The sequence below is a fragment of the Mesorhizobium sp. LNHC221B00 genome (genome assembly GCF_000502935.1).
Classification (GTDB): domain Bacteria; phylum Pseudomonadota; class Alphaproteobacteria; order Rhizobiales; family Rhizobiaceae; genus Mesorhizobium; species Mesorhizobium opportunistum.
The window spans coordinates 22776-38123 of sequence record NZ_AYWR01000016.1 but is presented as its reverse complement, the minus strand read 5'-3'; the positions used below and the strand labels follow the sequence as shown (position 1 = coordinate 38123).

Genomic DNA, 15348 nt, shown 5'->3' with positions numbered 1-15348 from the left:
CGGCACAATGTCAGGATCTCCCATGACCGAAACCCTCCTCGTTACAGGCGCCTCCGGCCAACTTGGCCGCGGCGTCATCAACTTTCTCTTGGACACGCACAAAGTTCTGCCGGCAAACATCATCGCCACCACACGCAATCCAGAAAGCGTTGCCGATCTGGCGGCGCGCGGTGTCATCGTCAGGGCGGCCGACTTCAACGACGCGGCCTCGCTCGAAACCGCATTCAAGGGCGCCGACAAGGTGCTGATCATTTCGACCGGCGATCTCGATCTCAAAAGCGGCAGGCGCCTGAAGCAGCACGAAAATGCCGTCGCCGCGGCCAAGAGCGCCGGCGTTTCGCATTTGCTCTACACCTCGATGCCCAACCCGGAGCCGGTATCGCCGGTCCTGTTTGCCGATGACCACTACAGCACCGAGCAGGCGATCAAGGCGAGCGGCATTCCCTACACTATCTTCCGCAACGGCTGGTACCAGGAGAACCTGTTCCTGGCATTGCCGCATGCGATCGCCTCGGGACACTGGTATACGTCCGCCGGCGAAGGCCGCATCGCCCACGGCGCACGCGACGACATGGCGGCGGCGATCGCCGCTGGCCTTGTTTCCAGCATGACCGACAGCAAGACCTACACGCTGACCGGTCCGCATGCCTACACCACGGCCGAGATCGCGGCCCTGGTAAGCGAGGTTACCGGCAAGCCGCTTGAGGTCATTCAGGTTCCCGATGACGCGCTGGCCGAAGGTGTAAAGGCGGCCGGCATTCCCGAGGATTTCGCTGACGTCGTCGTGTCCTTCGACGTCAACACGCGCTCCGGCCGCATCGCCATGGTGACCGACGCGATCGAGACGCTTTCCGGCAGGACGCCGAAGACCTTGAAGCAATTCCTCGAGGCCAACAAAGCCGCGTTGGCTGGCTGAAAGCAGCGCGGCGGCAGGTCTTCCTCCCGCCGCGCTACTTCGAACTCTTGAGCAGGCCGAGCCGGATCAGGCTTTCTGCGGTGGCGGCCAGTGCTTCTTCGCGCGATCGTGGCGCCCAGCCGAGCATGCGAACCGCCTTGGCGCCGGTGGCATTCTTGACCTTACCCAATTCCGCCACCAGCTGCGCCGCTTCCGGGTTGAACAGGCCGACGATCCGCACCAGCCAATCGGGAAGCTGCCGTGTGGAAACGCGCGACGCCGAGCCGCCGAGCCGCGTTTTCAAGGTCTGCGCGATTTCCCGCACGGTCATGAAATCGCCCGATACCGCAAGGAAGCGCTCGCCGCGCGCGGCGGGATCGATCATGGCGCGCACATGCAGGTCCGCCACGTCACGCGCGTCGACGACGCCGAAGGACAGGCGCGGCAGCCCGGGCATCGCACCGTTCATCATGCGCTGGACAAATTCCGTGGAGGTCGAATGGTCGGCCCCGAGCACCGGGCCGAAGATGCCGACCGGATTGACGACCGCCAACTCCAGTCCGCTACCCTCGGCGGCGATAAAATCCCAGGCGGCGCGCTCGGCAAGCGTCTTCGACTTGACATAGGCGCTGACCTTGCCGGTCGGATCGGTCCAGCTCTCCTCCGTGAACGGCCGCCCGTCGGGTGGCAACTTGCCATAGCCGATGGCGGCGAAGGACGAGGTCAGCACGACGCGTTTCACACCAGCGTCCCGTGCCGCCCGCAACACGCGCAGCGCGCCTTCACGAGCCGGAACGATCAGGTCATCCTCGTGCTTCGGCACGCCGGGCGGGAATGGCGAGGCGACATGAAGAACATAGTCGCAGCCGGCGACCGCTTGCGGCCAGCCCGCATCGATCATGAGGTCGGCGATGGCAAAGGAGAGGCTGCCGCCCGGCTCGGCGCCACCGGCCTTGAGCATGGCCAGAACGTCGGCCTGCCGCTTGGCGGAGCGCACGGTCGTGCGCACGCGGTAGCCCGCCTTCAAGAGTGCGAGGATACAGTGGGCGCCGAGGAAGCCAGACCCGCCGGTGACAAGCACCAATTCGCCGCTCATGCCCGCCTCCCAACGTCGTCAGGTCAGGCCTTCAGATCGCCACCTGCGTGCCGATTTCTACCACACGTCCGGTCGGGATCTGGAAATATTCGGTCGCATCGGCCGCCGTGCGTGCCAGGCCGATGAACAGCCGGNGTGCCAGGCCGATGAACAGCCGGTCCTGCCACACCGGCATGCCGGAATTGGGCGAGGCCTTGAGCGAACGGCGCGACAGGAAGAACGACGTCGTCATGATATCGAACTTCCAGCCCTGCTTGCGGCAGATCGCCAGGGCGCGCGGGATGTTGGGCTGCTCCATGTAGCCGAAGGTCAGCGTCACCCGCATGAACAGCTCGTTGACCGTCTCCATCTTGACGCGGTCGCTGTCTGNTTGCGGCAGATCGCCAGCGCGCGCGGGATGTTGGGCTGCTCCATGTAGCCGAAGGTCAGCGTCACCCGCATGAACAGCTCGTTGACCGTCTCCATCTTGACGCGGTCGCTGTCTGGCACCACCGGCTGCGGCGCGGTCACCACCGAAAGGATGACATTCTGCTCATGCAGCACCTTGTAGTGCTTCAGGCTGTGCATCAGCGCGGTCGGCGCGCTCAATGGATCGCTGGTCAGGAAGACAGCGGTGCCGGACACCAGCTGCGGCTTCTTCTTCAGAAGGTTGCCGGCCAGGAAATCGAGCGGGATCTCGTTGCGGCGGGTCTTGTCGAACAGATAGCGGCTGCCGCGCACCCATGTCCACATGCCCAGCACGATGGTGAAGGCAACCGCCAGCGAAGCCCAGCCGCCCTCGAACACCTTGACGATGTTGGAGGCGAAGAAGCCGATGTCGATGAAGGCGAACAGGGCGGTCAGGCTGATTGCAACCCAGAGTCGCCATTTCCAGATGCGGGTCATGACGACATAGAGCAGCACCGTCGTCACCAGCATGTTGCCGGTCACCGAGATGCCATAGGCCGAGGCGAGCTTGCTGGACTCGCCGAAGCCGACCACCAGCATCATCACCACCAGCGCCAGCAACAGGTTGACGCGCGGCATGTAGATCTGGCCGGACTGTTTTTCCGATGTATGCAGGATTTCGAGCCGCGGCAGCATATTGAGCTGCACCGCCTGCCGGGTCAGCGAGAAGGCACCCGAAATCACCGCCTGGCTGGCGATGACCGTCGCCGCTGTCGCCAGCACGACCATGGGAATCAGAGCCCAACCCTCGTTCATCTCGAAGAACGGATGGCCGACGACGCCGTTCTTGGCCAGCACGAAAGCGCCCTGCCCGGCATAATTGAGCAGCAGGCAGGGAAACACGATCGCCAGCCAGGCGAGCACGATCGGCTTGCGGCCGAAATGGCCGAGATCGGCGTAGAGCGCCTCGGCGCCGGTGACGGCGAGGAAGATGGCACCGATCGTCACGAAGGCAACGTCGGGCGAATGGATCAGGAAGGCGACGATGTAGTGGGGGCTGATCGCCCACAGGATTTCCGGATCGGCGATGATGTGGTTGAGGCCCGAAAGGCCGATCGCCAGGAACCATACCGCCGTCACCGGACCGAAGACCAGTCCGACACCGCCCGTGCCGAAACGTTGCACCGCGAACACCATGGCGAGAATGACCAGTGTCAGCGGCACCACATAGGGCTGGAAGGTGGGGGTGACGACATTCATGCCCTCCACCGCCGACAGCACCGAAATCGCCGGCGTGATGACCGCGTCGCCGAAAAACAGCGAGGCGCCGACGATGCCGATGCCCAGGATGACCGCCGAGCGCTTTGGAAAACTGCCGCGAGCCAGTGCCATCAGCGACAGCACGCCGCCCTCGCCGCGATTGTCGGCACGCAGCACGAACATGATGTATTTGATGGTGACGATGATCGTCAGCGACCAGATGATCAGCGACAGCACGCCGAGAATATCGCCGCGATCCGCGACGGTGCCGTGGGACGACGCCACCAGCGCTTCGCGAAAGGCATAAATCGGGCTGGTTCCGATATCCCCATAGACCACACCAAGAGCACCCAGCATCAGCACCTTGGTGCTATGCTGTTCGATCTCCGGATGGCTCGACTGTTCGACGGGTTCTGCCTCACTACCAGCATTGGTAAGGGCCATGGGACGACACTCCGATAAGCGCGCGGTGCTCTACGCTTGCTGCAATGCAATATCAAGTGCCGTCGCGTAATGGCTCCCATGCTGGCAGCGCCAGGCTCCTTGCGAGACGGCCTGAAATCCAATGGTCGCGGGCTGAATTCGCGGCTCGGGGCAGCAGGTTTTATGGGCGTATCAGCCTTAGATAGCGACTTGCGTGCCGATTTCCACGACGCGTCCGGTCGGGATCTGGAAATATTCGGTCGCATCGGCCGCCGTGCGTGCCAGGCCGATGAACAGCCGGTCCTGCCACACCGGCATGCCGGAATTGGGCGAGGCCTTGAGCGAGCGCCGCGACAGGAAGAACGACGTCGTCATGATATCGAACTTCCAGCCCTGCTTGCGGCAGATCGCCAGCGCGCGCGGGATGTTGGGCTGCTCCATATAGCCGAAGGTCAGCGTCACCCGCATGAACAGCTCGTTGACCGTCTCCATCTTGACGCGGTCGCTGTCTGGTACCACCGGCTGCGGCGCCGTCACCACCGACAGGATGACATTCTGCTCATGCAGCACCTTGTAATGCTTCAGGCTGTGCATCAGCGCGGTCGGCGCGCTCAATGGATCGCTGGTCAGGAAGACCGCGGTGCCGGACACCAGCTGCGGCTTCTTCTTCAGAAGGTTGCCGGCGAGGAAATCGAGCGGGATCTCATTGCGGCGGGTCTTGTCGAACAGGTAGCGGCTGCCGCGTATCCAGGTCCACATGATCAGCCCCATCAGGCAGGCAACCGTGATCGATACCCAGCCGCCTTCGAATATCTTCACGATGTTTGCCAGGAAGAAGCCGCTGTCGATGACACCGAACAGCACGGTCAAGGCCAGGGCAAGCGCCAGCTTCCACTTCCACAGCTTGCGCATCACCACGAACAGCAGGATGGTCGTCATCAGCATTTCGCCGGTGACCGAGATGCCATAGGCGGAAGCCAGCGAGCTCGAGCTGCCGAAACCGACGACCAGCAGCATCACCCCCAGCGCGATGAGCAGGTTGACGCGCGGCATGTAGATCTGACCGAGTTGCATTTCGGACGTATGCTGCACCTCGATGCGTGGCAGAAGGTTGAGCTGCACCGCCTGGCGGGTCAGCGAAAAGGCACCCGAGATGACGGCCTGGCTGGCGATGACGGTCGCGGCCGTCGCCAGTCCCACCATCGGCATCAGAGCCCAGTCGGGCAGCATCTGGAAGAATGGATCGGTCGGCCTTCCGCCATTGGCCAGCACAAAGGCACCCTGCCCGAAATAGTTGAGCAGGAGGCAGGGGAAGACCACGGAAAACCACGCCAGCACGATAGGCTTGCGCCCAAAATGGCCGAGATCGACATAGAGCGCCTCGGCCCCGGTGACCGCCAGGAACACAGCGCCGACGGTGACGAAGGCGGCCGTGGGTGTGCTGGCGAGATAGACGACCGCGTAATAGGGATTGATGGCCAACAGGATCGATGGATCGTCCGTCAGATGATAGAGCCCCGCGACGCCGATGGCCAGGAACCACAGCGCGGTCACCGGCCCGAACACCGCCGCCACCTTCCCCGTGCCGAAGCGTTGCACCGAGAACAGCACGGCCAGGATGACCAGCGTGATCGGCACGACGTAAGCGTCCAGTGTCGGGGTCACCACCCTGAGCCCTTCGACCGCCGACAGCACGGAGATGGCCGGCGTTATGATCGAATCGCCGAAAAACAACGCCGCGCCGCAGAGGCCGATCGCCAGGATGAGCCTCGCTCCCTTGGGATAGGCGCTGCGCGCCAGCGACATCAGCGACAGCGTGCCGCCCTCGCCCTTGTTGTCGGCACGAAGCACGAAGGCGACATATTTTATGGTCACGATGATCGTTAGCGCCCAGACGATCAGCGACAGCACGCCAAGCACGTGAACACGCGTATCGATACCGGGCGAAGCGTGAAGCGCCTCACGGAAGGCGTAGATCGGGCTGGTGCCGATATCACCATAGACGACGCCGAGCGCCCCCAGCATCAGAACTTTGGTGCTTTGCTTTTCGGCCCCCGAATGGCTCGATTGCTCGACGGTTTCGGCCTCGCTAACGCGAGTGGCAAGGTCCATGGACCACTCCCCGACAAGCGCGCGGTGCTTCATGCATGCTGCGATGCGATGTCAATTGCACGCTATGGCTGCCATACCTGCAAAGCGACGCTCTCTACCCCTACCAGCCGCAAGCCTTTAGAAACCGACCCACCGTGCCGGCCATGCCATACTCCAACGCGTCGGCTGTCAACCCGTGTCCGATCGACACTTCGGCCAATGCCGGAATACGCCTTGCCAACGCAGGCAGATTGTCCACTGTCAGATCGTGCCCGGCATTGACCTGAAGGCCGGAGGCGAATGCCGCATCGGCGGTTTTTCCTAATCTTTCCAGCTCTTTGGCGGCCTTTTCGGAATCCGAATGGTAGCTGCCGTAAGGGCCGGTATAGAGTTCGATCCGGTCAGCGCCAGTGTCGCGCGCGGCCGCCATGCCGACAGGATCGGCGTCCGAAAACAACGACACCCTGAAACCGCTCTTCTTCAGACGCCTGACGACCGGTGTCAGGAACGCCGAGTCGGCGCCAAAGTTCCAGCCATGATCGGAAGTTGCCTGTGCCGGGTCATCGGGAACCAGCGTCACCTGTTCGGGCTGATGTTTTTCCACAAGCGCCAGGAAATCCTCGCTCGGGTAGCCCTCGATGTTGAACTCGGCCTTCGGAAACTCATCGTCGATCAGCGCCCTGATCTCGGGCAGGTCGGAATGCCTCGTGTGACGTTCGTCGGGACGCGGGTGGACCGTCAGCCCATGTGCCCCGGCGGCAAGGGCAAGGCGGCCGACGCCGATCACGCTTGGCCATGGCAGGTCGCGCCGGTTGCGCAGCATGGCGATGGCGTTGAGGTTGACGGAAAGCTTTGCGGGCATGGGCTGGCGTCCGTGAAATCAGGCGGTTGGCGTGCGCCGTTCAGCCGCGGCGCGCTTGAGACAGGGCATCTATAGCGCCTTTGACGGGAACAGATAGGGGGTTTCCGGTGTTCCAGAAGACCGCTATTTCCGCCAAAGGAGGCTCCGCCCGTGAATTTCCTGCAATCCGTGCCGGCGATCCGTCGCATCGACACCGATCGCGACGACCTGTTCGCAATCGATGTGGTCGGGCATGTCGCGGCGGCCGATGCGGAAAACCTGTTCGGCCTGCTGGAGGCGGCGTACGCGCTCCACCAGCGAATCGACGTGGCCGTGCGCATGGTCGATCACGACGGCGTCGATTGGACCGACATTTCCGACGAAACCCTCAAGCAGGGCGCCGTCCACGCACTGGAGCACATAGGCAGGTGCGCGGCAATCGGTACGCCCGACTGGACGGCGGACGCACGACACGCCTTACCCGCGTCGTCACCCATCGAATTCAGGCATTTCAAGGCCGAGGACGAAGCCGACGCCTGGGAATGGCTCGGGGTCCAGCGGGTCGGTGCGCGAGAAAAGCCATCGTCGTAACGCTACCTGACGATGGTCAGCCGCTCGGCGGCCCGGGTGATCGCGGTATAAAGCCACCGCTGGCGCGTTTCCTTGAAGGCCCAGCTTTCATCGAACAGCACGATCTCGTTCCACTGCGAGCCCTGCGCCTTGTGCACGGTCAGCGCGTAGCCGTAGTCGAAATCGTCGAAGCGCTTCTTCTGCTGCCAGGGAATTTCGGCGTCCGGATCCTCGAATGCCGCCTTGAGCAGCTTGATCTTGGCGACGCCGCGGTCCGGATCGTCCTCTTCGGGCGAAACCAGAAGGTTGATGCCGGGTTTCACCGTCTCGCGCGACGAGGTCATCACCTTCCACAGCGAACCGTTGAGCAGCCCCTTGGCGGGATCGTTGCGTAGGCAGACCAGCTTGTCGCCGGCCTGCGGATAATCGGCATTGAAGCCCTTGAGTTCGCGCAGGCGCTGGTTGTAGCGGCGGCGCGTGCGGTTGGTGCCGACCAGCACCTGGTCCGCCCTGAGCACCAGCTCCTGGTTGACGTCCTCCTTGCCGATCACCTGCGCCGTGCCGTAGTCGCCGCGCATGAATTCTCGGCCCTCGCGCACGTCGAGCGCCAGCCGCAGGATCGGATTGTCGCGCGCCTGCCGGTGGATTTCGGTGAGCAGGAAATCCGGCTCGTGGTCGGTGAAGAAACCGCCGCCCGAGATCGGCGGCAACTGGCCGGGGTCGCCCAGCACCAGGATCGGCGTGCCGAAACTCATCAGGTCGCGGCCGAGCTGCTCGTCGACCATCGAGCATTCGTCGATGACGACCAGCTTGGCGCGCGAGATCGGGCTCTGCCGGTTGAGCGAGAAGGTCGGCGACATCGAGGTCTTGCCGGTCACCTCGTCCTCCACCGATTCCTCGCCCTTGGGCCGGTAGATCAGCGAATGGATGGTGCGGGCATTGACCGCCCCCTTGGAGCGCAGCACCTGCGCCGCCTTGCCGGTGAAGGCGGCGAACTGCACCTGGCCGTCGACATGCTCGGCGAAATAGCGCGCCAGCGTCGTCTTGCCGGTGCCGGCATAGCCGAACAGACGGAACAGCTGCGGCCGGCCCTCTTTGAGCCAGCGGGCAACCGCTTGCAGCGCCTCGTCCTGTTGGGGTGAAAATTCCATTAGCGTGAGAGACCGGATTCGCAAGACAAAGACAAGATAGCCGTCACCGTGCTTATTTGCGGGATAGCTAATGAACGTGCTTCAATGCCTCCTTTCGCGGAGGAAAGGGCAATGGCAGCATATCTTATCGCTGACGTGGACATAACAGACGCCGCCGTTTTCGAAGAATACCGCCGGGATGTCCCAGCAACAGAAGCGCGCTACGGGGGAAGGTACATTGCCCGCGGTGGAGCCACCAAGGTGTTGGAAGGTGATTGGGAACCTCATCGCCTGGTGATTGTCGAGTTCCCAAACATGGCTTCCCTCATGGAATGGTATGATTCTCCAGAATACGGACGGCTCAAAGCTATCCGCGAACGCTCCGCCAGGACGAGGATCATTGCTCTCGAAGGCATGATCCCAACCGATTAAAGATTGGCCAAGACGAGAACAAGGACGTACCGAGAAGGCAGTTATCTGCTCGCTTGATCGTGACCGGTCGGATCGTTCTCCAGCAGGATCGGCTTGCCGTGTGGGGTGGCATGGGCGGCGCGTTCCCAGGCCTGCGCAATCGCGTCGACATCCGCCCTGGCGGCCAACCCCTTCGACGCAAGGAGGCTTTCCAGTGCTGCCAGCCAATGTTCGTAATAATCGTGGCCGTCAGCCGCGGCGTTCGGCTTCTTCACCTGCGCCGACAAGGCATCTGCCCACTCGTTCCACGAGAACAGGCCCTTGTCGTGCAGGGCCACCGTCAAGGCGAATGCCTCGGCCTGCCATGGCTCGGCAAACACCGGGGCATCGACCCCCGGCGGCAAATCGGCCGCAGCCCCTTCAGGCCGGTTCAAGATAGCTCTCCCAGGCGTCGATCGACACGGTCAGCGTCGGGTCGGCGCCCTCGCCCCAGATCTCCGTCCCATCGAAAGCCACCGTATAGACCCATTGCGGGTTCTCGCCTTGGCCGTGCGCGTTGGTGTCGGGAAAGACAAAGCCGTCGCGCACCGCCTCGATCGTGCCCTGTCTGCCGCGCGCATAGCGCGGCAGCCTGGTGTGGCCGGTCGGGTTGAAATTCTTTGTCCGCACGGCGTCGCCGGCCTTGAAGCGCGGCGCCGTCTCGACCGGCCGGTTGCATGGGCCGCCCTTGGCGAGCACAGCCGGAACGTTTTCCGCCTTCAGCACCCTTTTGGGCGTCGCAGCCGGATCGACCGCCCTGCCCTCCGTCAGATCGCGCTGGCTGATGAAGCCGTGGCGCGTCAGCAGCACCTCCAGCGCCTTGATCCAGATCTGGTAGTAGCTCGACGAATAGTAGACCGCCGGATGCAGCGATTCCCGCGCGTGCCGGCTTTCGTCGATGTTCCAGGCTCCCATGGCGCTGGCTGTCAGCGTCACGCCGAGCGCGCGCCGCTCCCAATCGGCATGGAAGTAGGGTTCATCTTTTTCAGGGGCCACGGGCCCGAACCCCATCTGTCCGCCGAGATCCTGGGGACCGTTCATGCCGGCCCCCTCGTTTGTGAAGGTTCTTGGGCGAGCGCGGTGCCGATCATGGCGTCGCGGCTTACCAGTTCGGCCAGTTGCTCCTCGCTCCAGCCTTCGGTGCCGTCCGGCCGCTGCGGCACGACGAGGTAGCGCAGTTCCGCGGTCGAATCCCAGACGCGGATCTTCTTGTCCACCGGCAGCGTCAGCCCGAATTCCTCGAGCACGCCGCGCGGGTCGATGACTGCGCGCGAACGATAGGGCGGCGCCTTGTACCAGACCGGCGGCAGCCCGAGCACCGACCACGGATAGCAGGAGCACAGCGTGCAGACGACGAGGTTGTGCGTCTCATCGGTGTTGAACACCGCCTGCATGTGCTCGCCCTGCCGGCCGGTGTAGCTGAGCGATTCGATGGCCGCCGTCGCGGCGCGCCTCAGCCAGTCGGCATAGGCAGGATCGCTCCAGGCTTTCGCCACCACCCTGGCGCCGTTGCGCGGACCGATCTTGGTCTCGTAGGTATCGACGATGACGTCGATCGCGGCCGGATCGATCAGCCCCTTGCGGGTCAGGATGGTCTCCAGCGCCCGCACGCGGGCGGCAAACGGATCGAGTTCGTTGTCGTGATCATGATCGTGGGACATTGCCACAAACTATGGCTCCGATCCGCCGGCCGCAAGCATGACGGCTTGGGCCAGCTTTTATCCGGCCCACATCAAGCCCTTACTCGGCGGCGGTTTTCTGCGGCTCGCCCTGAATGTCGTCGTTGGTACCGAACAATGACGGCTGATCGCCCACGTCGACGACGTGCAGCTCGGACTTGCGCTTCGGCACCAGCCCGACCAGCCAGCCCGAGAAATTCTCCATGTAGACATAGATCACCGGCGTCACGAACAGGGTCAGCGCCTGCGAGGCGAGCAGGCCGCCGACGACCGCGACACCCAGCGGCTGCCGAAGCTCGGCGCTGGCGCCTGTGCCGAGCGCGATCGGGAAGGTGCCCATCAGTGCCGCCAGCGTCGTCATCATGATCGGCCTGAACCGCATCAGGCACGCCTTGTGGATGGAATCGGTGGCCGACATGCCGTCTCGTCGCAGTTCGAGCGCTACATCGACCATCATGATGCCGTTCTTCTTGACGATGCCGATCAGCATCAGGATGCCGATCACCGCGATGACGGACAGATCCATGCCGGCGAAGCGCAGGGCAACGACGGCGCCAAGTACCGCCGACGGCAGGCCGGTCAGAATGGTGAGCGGGTGGATGAAGCTCTCATAGAGGATGCCGAGCACGATGTAGATGGTCAGGATGGCGCCGCCGATCAGCAGGCCCTGGTTGGCAAGCGAATCCTGGAAGGTCTTGGCCGTGCCGGCAAAGGACGTCGAGATCGCCGTCGGCATGCCGATCTGCTCCTTCAGCGCGCTGATGCGGGCCGTACTGTCGCCGAGCGCTACGCCTTGCGGCAGGTTGTAGGAGATGGTCACCGCCGGAAGCTGGCCGAGCTGGTTGACCGTCAGGGCGCCGGCCGTGCGGTCGACGCGGGCGAAGGCGCCAAGCGGAACCAGGCTGCCGCTCGCCGTCCGCATCTGGATGGCGAGCATCCGCTCGGGCGACCATTCGATCTTGGGATCGAGCTCGGTGATGACCTCATAGCTGTCGGCCGAGCCGAAGATCGTCGAAACCTGGTCGGTGCCGAACCCGCCATAGAGAGCGCTGCGCAGCGTGTCGGTGTCGATGCCGAGTTGGGCGGCCTTGTCGCGATCCACCACCAGCGATGCCTGCAGCGCATTGTTCTGCAAGTCGCTGGTGACGTCGGTGAAGGTCGCATGATCGGCCGCCATCGCGTCATTGAGTTTCTGTGCCCAGATATCGGTCTGGCCGGTGTCCAGCCCCTGAACCACCAATTGGTAGGCGCTGGCCGACGAGCGCGAACCCAGTCTCAGGTTCTGCACCGGCTGCATGTAGGTCTCGATGCCCGCCACGCCGGCCAGTTGCTTGCGCAGGTCCGAAAGCACCTTCTCGATATTGGGACGCTGGTCCTTGCCCTTGAGCTGGACGAAAAGCTGCCCCTGGTTGAGCGCATTGTTGCCGCTGCCCGCCGACCACGCGACATGATCGACATAGGGCGAGTGCGAGAACACGCTGGCCACCTGCCCCTGCAGCTTGGCCATGGCATCGAACGATATGTCCTGGCGCGCGATGGTGGTCACCGAGATCTGGCCGATGTCCTCCTGCGGGAAGAAGCCCTTCGGCGATACCTGGATCAGCCACACCGACGCCGCCGCGGTGCCGACGAACACGAGGAATACCAGGAAGGTGTGCCGCAGGCAGAAGCTCAGGACGCGGTCGTAGCCGCGCGTGATGAGATCGCGCTTATGGCCGTCGCCGTGTGCTTCGCGGTCGGCCTTGGTCACCGACAGCAGCCGCGAGCACAGCATCGGCGTCAGCGTCAGCGAGACGAACATCGACGCCAGGATGGCAACCGTCACCACGACGGCGAACTCGTTGAAGATGCGCCCGATCACGCCGCCCATCAGAAGCACCGGGATGAACACGGCGACCAGCGNGACCAGCGAGATCGAGATCGAGATGATGGTGAAGCCGATTTCGCGCGCGCCCTTCAGCGACGCATCGAAGGCCGACAGCCCATCCTCCTCCATGTGGCGGAAGATATTTTCGAGCATCACGATGGCATCGTCGACGACGAGGCCGACCGCGAGCGTCAGGCCCATCAGCGAGATGTTGTCGATGGAAAAGCCGAACAGGAACATGGCGCCGAGCGTGGCGATCAGCGAGATCGGCACCGCCACGGCCGGGATGATGGTCGCCGTCACCCGGCGCAGGAACACGAAGATCACCATCACCACCAGCGCGATGGTCAAAAGCAGCGTGAACTGCACGTCGTCGACAGCCTGGCGGATCGAGGTCGAGCGATCGTTGAGCAGCTTGATCTGGGCCGCGGCCGGCATCTGGTCCTGGAAGGACGGCAGCATCGCCTTGACCTTGTCGACGACGTCGACCGTGTTGGCGTCGGGCTGGCGCTGGACGGCCATGATGATCGCGCGAGTACCGTCATACCAACTCGCCGTCGTCGTGGTCTGCACGGAATTGACGACGCGGGTCACCTCGCCCAGCCGCACCGGGTGGCCGTTCTTGGTGGCGATGATGAGGTTGGAGAAGCCGGCGGCGTCGGTCAGCTGGGTGTTGGCGGTGATGGTGAGCTGCTGCTTGTTGTTCTGCAGCACGCCGAGCGGCGTGTTGCTGTTGGCGGACGCGACCGCCGCCTGCAGCTGATCGATCGAAATGCCGCGGGCAGCAAGCGCGGTCGGGTCGATCTGGATGCGCACCGCGTATTTCTGCTGGCCGAAGATCGAGACCTGCGCCACCCCGTCAATGGTCGACAGCGACGGCGAGATGACGTTTTCGGCGAAAGCATCGAGGTCGGTCAACGGAACCGTGTCGCTGACCAGCGACATCAAAAGGATCGGCGCGTCGGCCGGATTGACCTTGCGATAGCTCGGCGGAGACGTCATCTGCGGCGGCAATGATTTCTGCGTGCGCGCTATCGCCGCCTGCACGTCGGCCGCCGCCGCGTCGATATCGCGGTTGAGCACGAACTGGATGGCGATCGAAGTCTGGCCGAGCGAGTTCGTGGTCGAAATCGAATCGATGCCGGCGATGGTCGCGAACTGCTTGATCAGTGGCGTCGCCACCGATGTCGCCATGGTTTCCGGCGAGGCGCCGGGCAGCGAGGCCGAGACGTTGACCACCGGGAATTCGGCGCTGGGCAGTGCGGCCACCGGCAGGAATTTGTACGCGAACAGTCCGCCCAGCACGAGAGCGAACGACATCAGCAGCGTGGCGACGGGCCTGCGAATGCAGAATTCGGAGATCATTGGGCCGCCCCGCCGGCATTGCTCGCCTCGGCCACCTTGGGCGCTGCCGTAGTGACGCCCTCATGCACGGCGGCGCCGTTCTTGAGCCTCGTCTGGCCTTCGGTGACCACCTTCTCGCCGGCCTTCACTCCCTGGCTGATGGCGCTGTTCTCGCCTTCGGTCAGTGCCACCTGCACCGGCCGCATCTCGACGGTGTTGTCGGGCTTGACCACATAGACGAACGGCCCCTTCTGGCTCGGCTGCACCGCGACCGTGGGAACCGAGGTCATCCGCGGCATGACGCCGGCGTCGAGGACGACATTCACATATTGGCCCGGCCACAGCGAGAGATCGGCGTTCGGTATGCTGGCTCTCGTGGCGATGGTGCCGGAAGCCGTGTCGACGCTGGAATCGACGAAATCGAGCGTACCCTTGCCGATCGGCGTCGGGTCGCCGTCCTGGGTCAGCGTCACCGCCCCTTGCTGCGGATTGGCCAGCGCCTTGTGCAGCAGCGCAAGGTTGCTTTCCGGCAGGTTGAAGTTCACCTGCAGCGGGTCCATCTGGGTGATGGTCACCAACGGTGTCGCCGTGCTGCTGTTGCCATTGCTGACGGTGACAAGATCGCCGACGGCGACATTGACGGCACCCAGCCTGCCGGCGATCGGCGCCGTGATAGTGGCAAAGCCAAGCTGGACGTTGTCGGCATCGATCGTCGCCTTGTCGGCATCGACGGTCGCCGCCGCGGCCTTCTGCGCGGCAACCGCCTGGTCGTAGGTTTGCTGCGTGCCGGCCTGCTTGGCGACAAGGTCCTTAGCGCGCTGAAGATCGGAATTCGAGCTGGCGAGCAGGGCCTGGTCCTTGGCGAGCGTCGCCTGGTCCTTGGCGAGCTGCGCCTTCAGCGCACGGTCATCGAGCGAAAGCAGGAGATCGCCGGCCTTCACCATCTGTCCGTCCTTGACGTCGATGGAGACGATCTGGCTGGACACCCGCGCGTTGATATTGACCACCGCCGGAGAGGAGACGAAGCCGATGGCATAGCGCCGGATCGGGAAGTCGGCCGTCGTCGCCGTCGCCGAGACGATCGAGGCCGAACGCGCACCATTACCGCCAGCCGCCTGCTTGCCGCCTGCCTGTTGGTCCCCAGCCTGAGTGTCCCGGGCCTGCTTGTCAGATGCCTGCTTGTCCGATGCCGCCGCGACCTGCTTTGCGCCGATCAACTGTCGAGCCCGGCTCAGTGCGTCGGGAGACAGATAGAGCCAGGCAGCACCCGCGCAGGCGACCGCCAGCAAAGAAAGAATGACTTTTCCACGCATCG

12 protein-coding genes and 2 pseudogenes are annotated in these 15348 nt (G+C 63.8%); 3 read left to right on the top strand and 11 right to left on the bottom strand.

The genetic code is table 11. From position 1 onward, the window contains the following. Window positions 1-22: 22 nt before the first annotated feature. Complete coding sequence (locus tag X741_RS146300) at window positions 23-916, top strand: SDR family oxidoreductase (protein WP_023779146.1); 894 nt, start codon at window positions 23-25, stop codon at window positions 914-916. A 34-nt stretch (window positions 917-950) separates the two neighbouring features. Here the strand turns inward: X741_RS146300 and X741_RS146305 are convergent, their stop codons facing one another. The 5 genes and pseudogenes from X741_RS146305 to X741_RS146315 form a co-directional block, all read right to left on the bottom strand. Further along, window positions 951-1991, bottom strand: a complete 1041-nt coding sequence (locus tag X741_RS146305; RefSeq protein WP_023779145.1) for an aldehyde reductase — start codon at window positions 1989-1991, stop codon at window positions 951-953. Window positions 1992-2022: 31 nt separating this feature from the next. Then, window positions 2023-2355 (bottom strand): annotated as a pseudogene (gene trkD / locus X741_RS0135490) (potassium transporter Kup); the annotation flags it as partial. A gap of 8 nt (window positions 2356-2363) precedes the next feature. After that, a pseudogene (locus X741_RS0135485) lies at window positions 2364-4082 on the bottom strand (potassium transporter Kup); the annotation flags it as partial. A gap of 177 nt (window positions 4083-4259) precedes the next feature. After that, entirely contained in the window at window positions 4260-6173 is a 1914-nt protein-coding gene (locus X741_RS146310; RefSeq protein ID WP_023779144.1) for a potassium transporter Kup, read from the bottom strand. Window positions 6174-6273: 100 nt separating this feature from the next. After that, entirely contained in the window at window positions 6274-7014 is a 741-nt protein-coding gene (locus X741_RS146315; RefSeq protein ID WP_023779143.1) for a pyridoxine 5'-phosphate synthase, read from the bottom strand. Between the two features lie 150 nt (window positions 7015-7164). Between X741_RS146315 and X741_RS146320 the strand changes: the two genes are divergently transcribed. Further along, the gene (locus X741_RS146320) at window positions 7165-7584 is read left to right on the top strand and encodes an STAS/SEC14 domain-containing protein (RefSeq protein ID WP_013894772.1); all 420 of its coding nucleotides are present in this window, start codon (window positions 7165-7167) and stop codon (window positions 7582-7584) included. 2 nt (window positions 7585-7586) lie between these two features. Here the strand turns inward: X741_RS146320 and X741_RS146325 are convergent, their stop codons facing one another. Continuing rightward, window positions 7587-8714, bottom strand: coding sequence for an ATP-dependent RecD-like DNA helicase (locus tag X741_RS146325; RefSeq protein ID WP_013894771.1), 1128 nt, complete (start codon window positions 8712-8714; stop codon window positions 7587-7589). Window positions 8715-8825: 111 nt separating this feature from the next. Here X741_RS146325 and X741_RS146330 point away from each other — a divergent pair, with 111 nt between their 5' ends. After that, window positions 8826-9125: a DUF1330 domain-containing protein gene (locus X741_RS146330; RefSeq protein WP_023779142.1), complete on the top strand. Its 300-nt coding sequence runs from the start codon at window positions 8826-8828 to the stop codon at window positions 9123-9125. A gap of 41 nt (window positions 9126-9166) precedes the next feature. Here X741_RS146330 and X741_RS146335 read toward each other — a convergent pair whose 3' ends face one another. From X741_RS146335 to X741_RS146355, 5 genes are all read right to left on the bottom strand, one after another. Then, window positions 9167-9538 (bottom strand): nitrile hydratase accessory protein, encoded by a 372-nt coding sequence (locus X741_RS146335; RefSeq protein ID WP_023779141.1) that lies wholly within the window; start codon window positions 9536-9538, stop codon window positions 9167-9169. Continuing rightward, the gene (gene nthB / locus X741_RS146340; RefSeq protein ID WP_023779140.1) at window positions 9525-10184 is read right to left on the bottom strand and encodes a nitrile hydratase subunit beta; all 660 of its coding nucleotides are present in this window, start codon (window positions 10182-10184) and stop codon (window positions 9525-9527) included. Before nthB ends, X741_RS146335 begins: the two co-directional genes overlap by 14 nt. Next, window positions 10181-10804, bottom strand: coding sequence for a nitrile hydratase subunit alpha (gene nthA, locus X741_RS146345; protein ID WP_023779139.1), 624 nt, complete (start codon window positions 10802-10804; stop codon window positions 10181-10183). The genes nthB and nthA overlap by 4 nt, the downstream gene beginning before the upstream one ends. Before the next feature lie 79 nt (window positions 10805-10883). Continuing rightward, window positions 10884-14054, bottom strand: coding sequence for an efflux RND transporter permease subunit (locus X741_RS146350; RefSeq protein WP_023779138.1), 3171 nt, complete (start codon window positions 14052-14054; stop codon window positions 10884-10886). Further along, the gene (locus X741_RS146355) at window positions 14051-15346 is read right to left on the bottom strand and encodes an efflux RND transporter periplasmic adaptor subunit (RefSeq protein WP_023779137.1); all 1296 of its coding nucleotides are present in this window, start codon (window positions 15344-15346) and stop codon (window positions 14051-14053) included. Before X741_RS146355 ends, X741_RS146350 begins: the two co-directional genes overlap by 4 nt. Window positions 15347-15348: the final 2 nt, after the last annotated feature.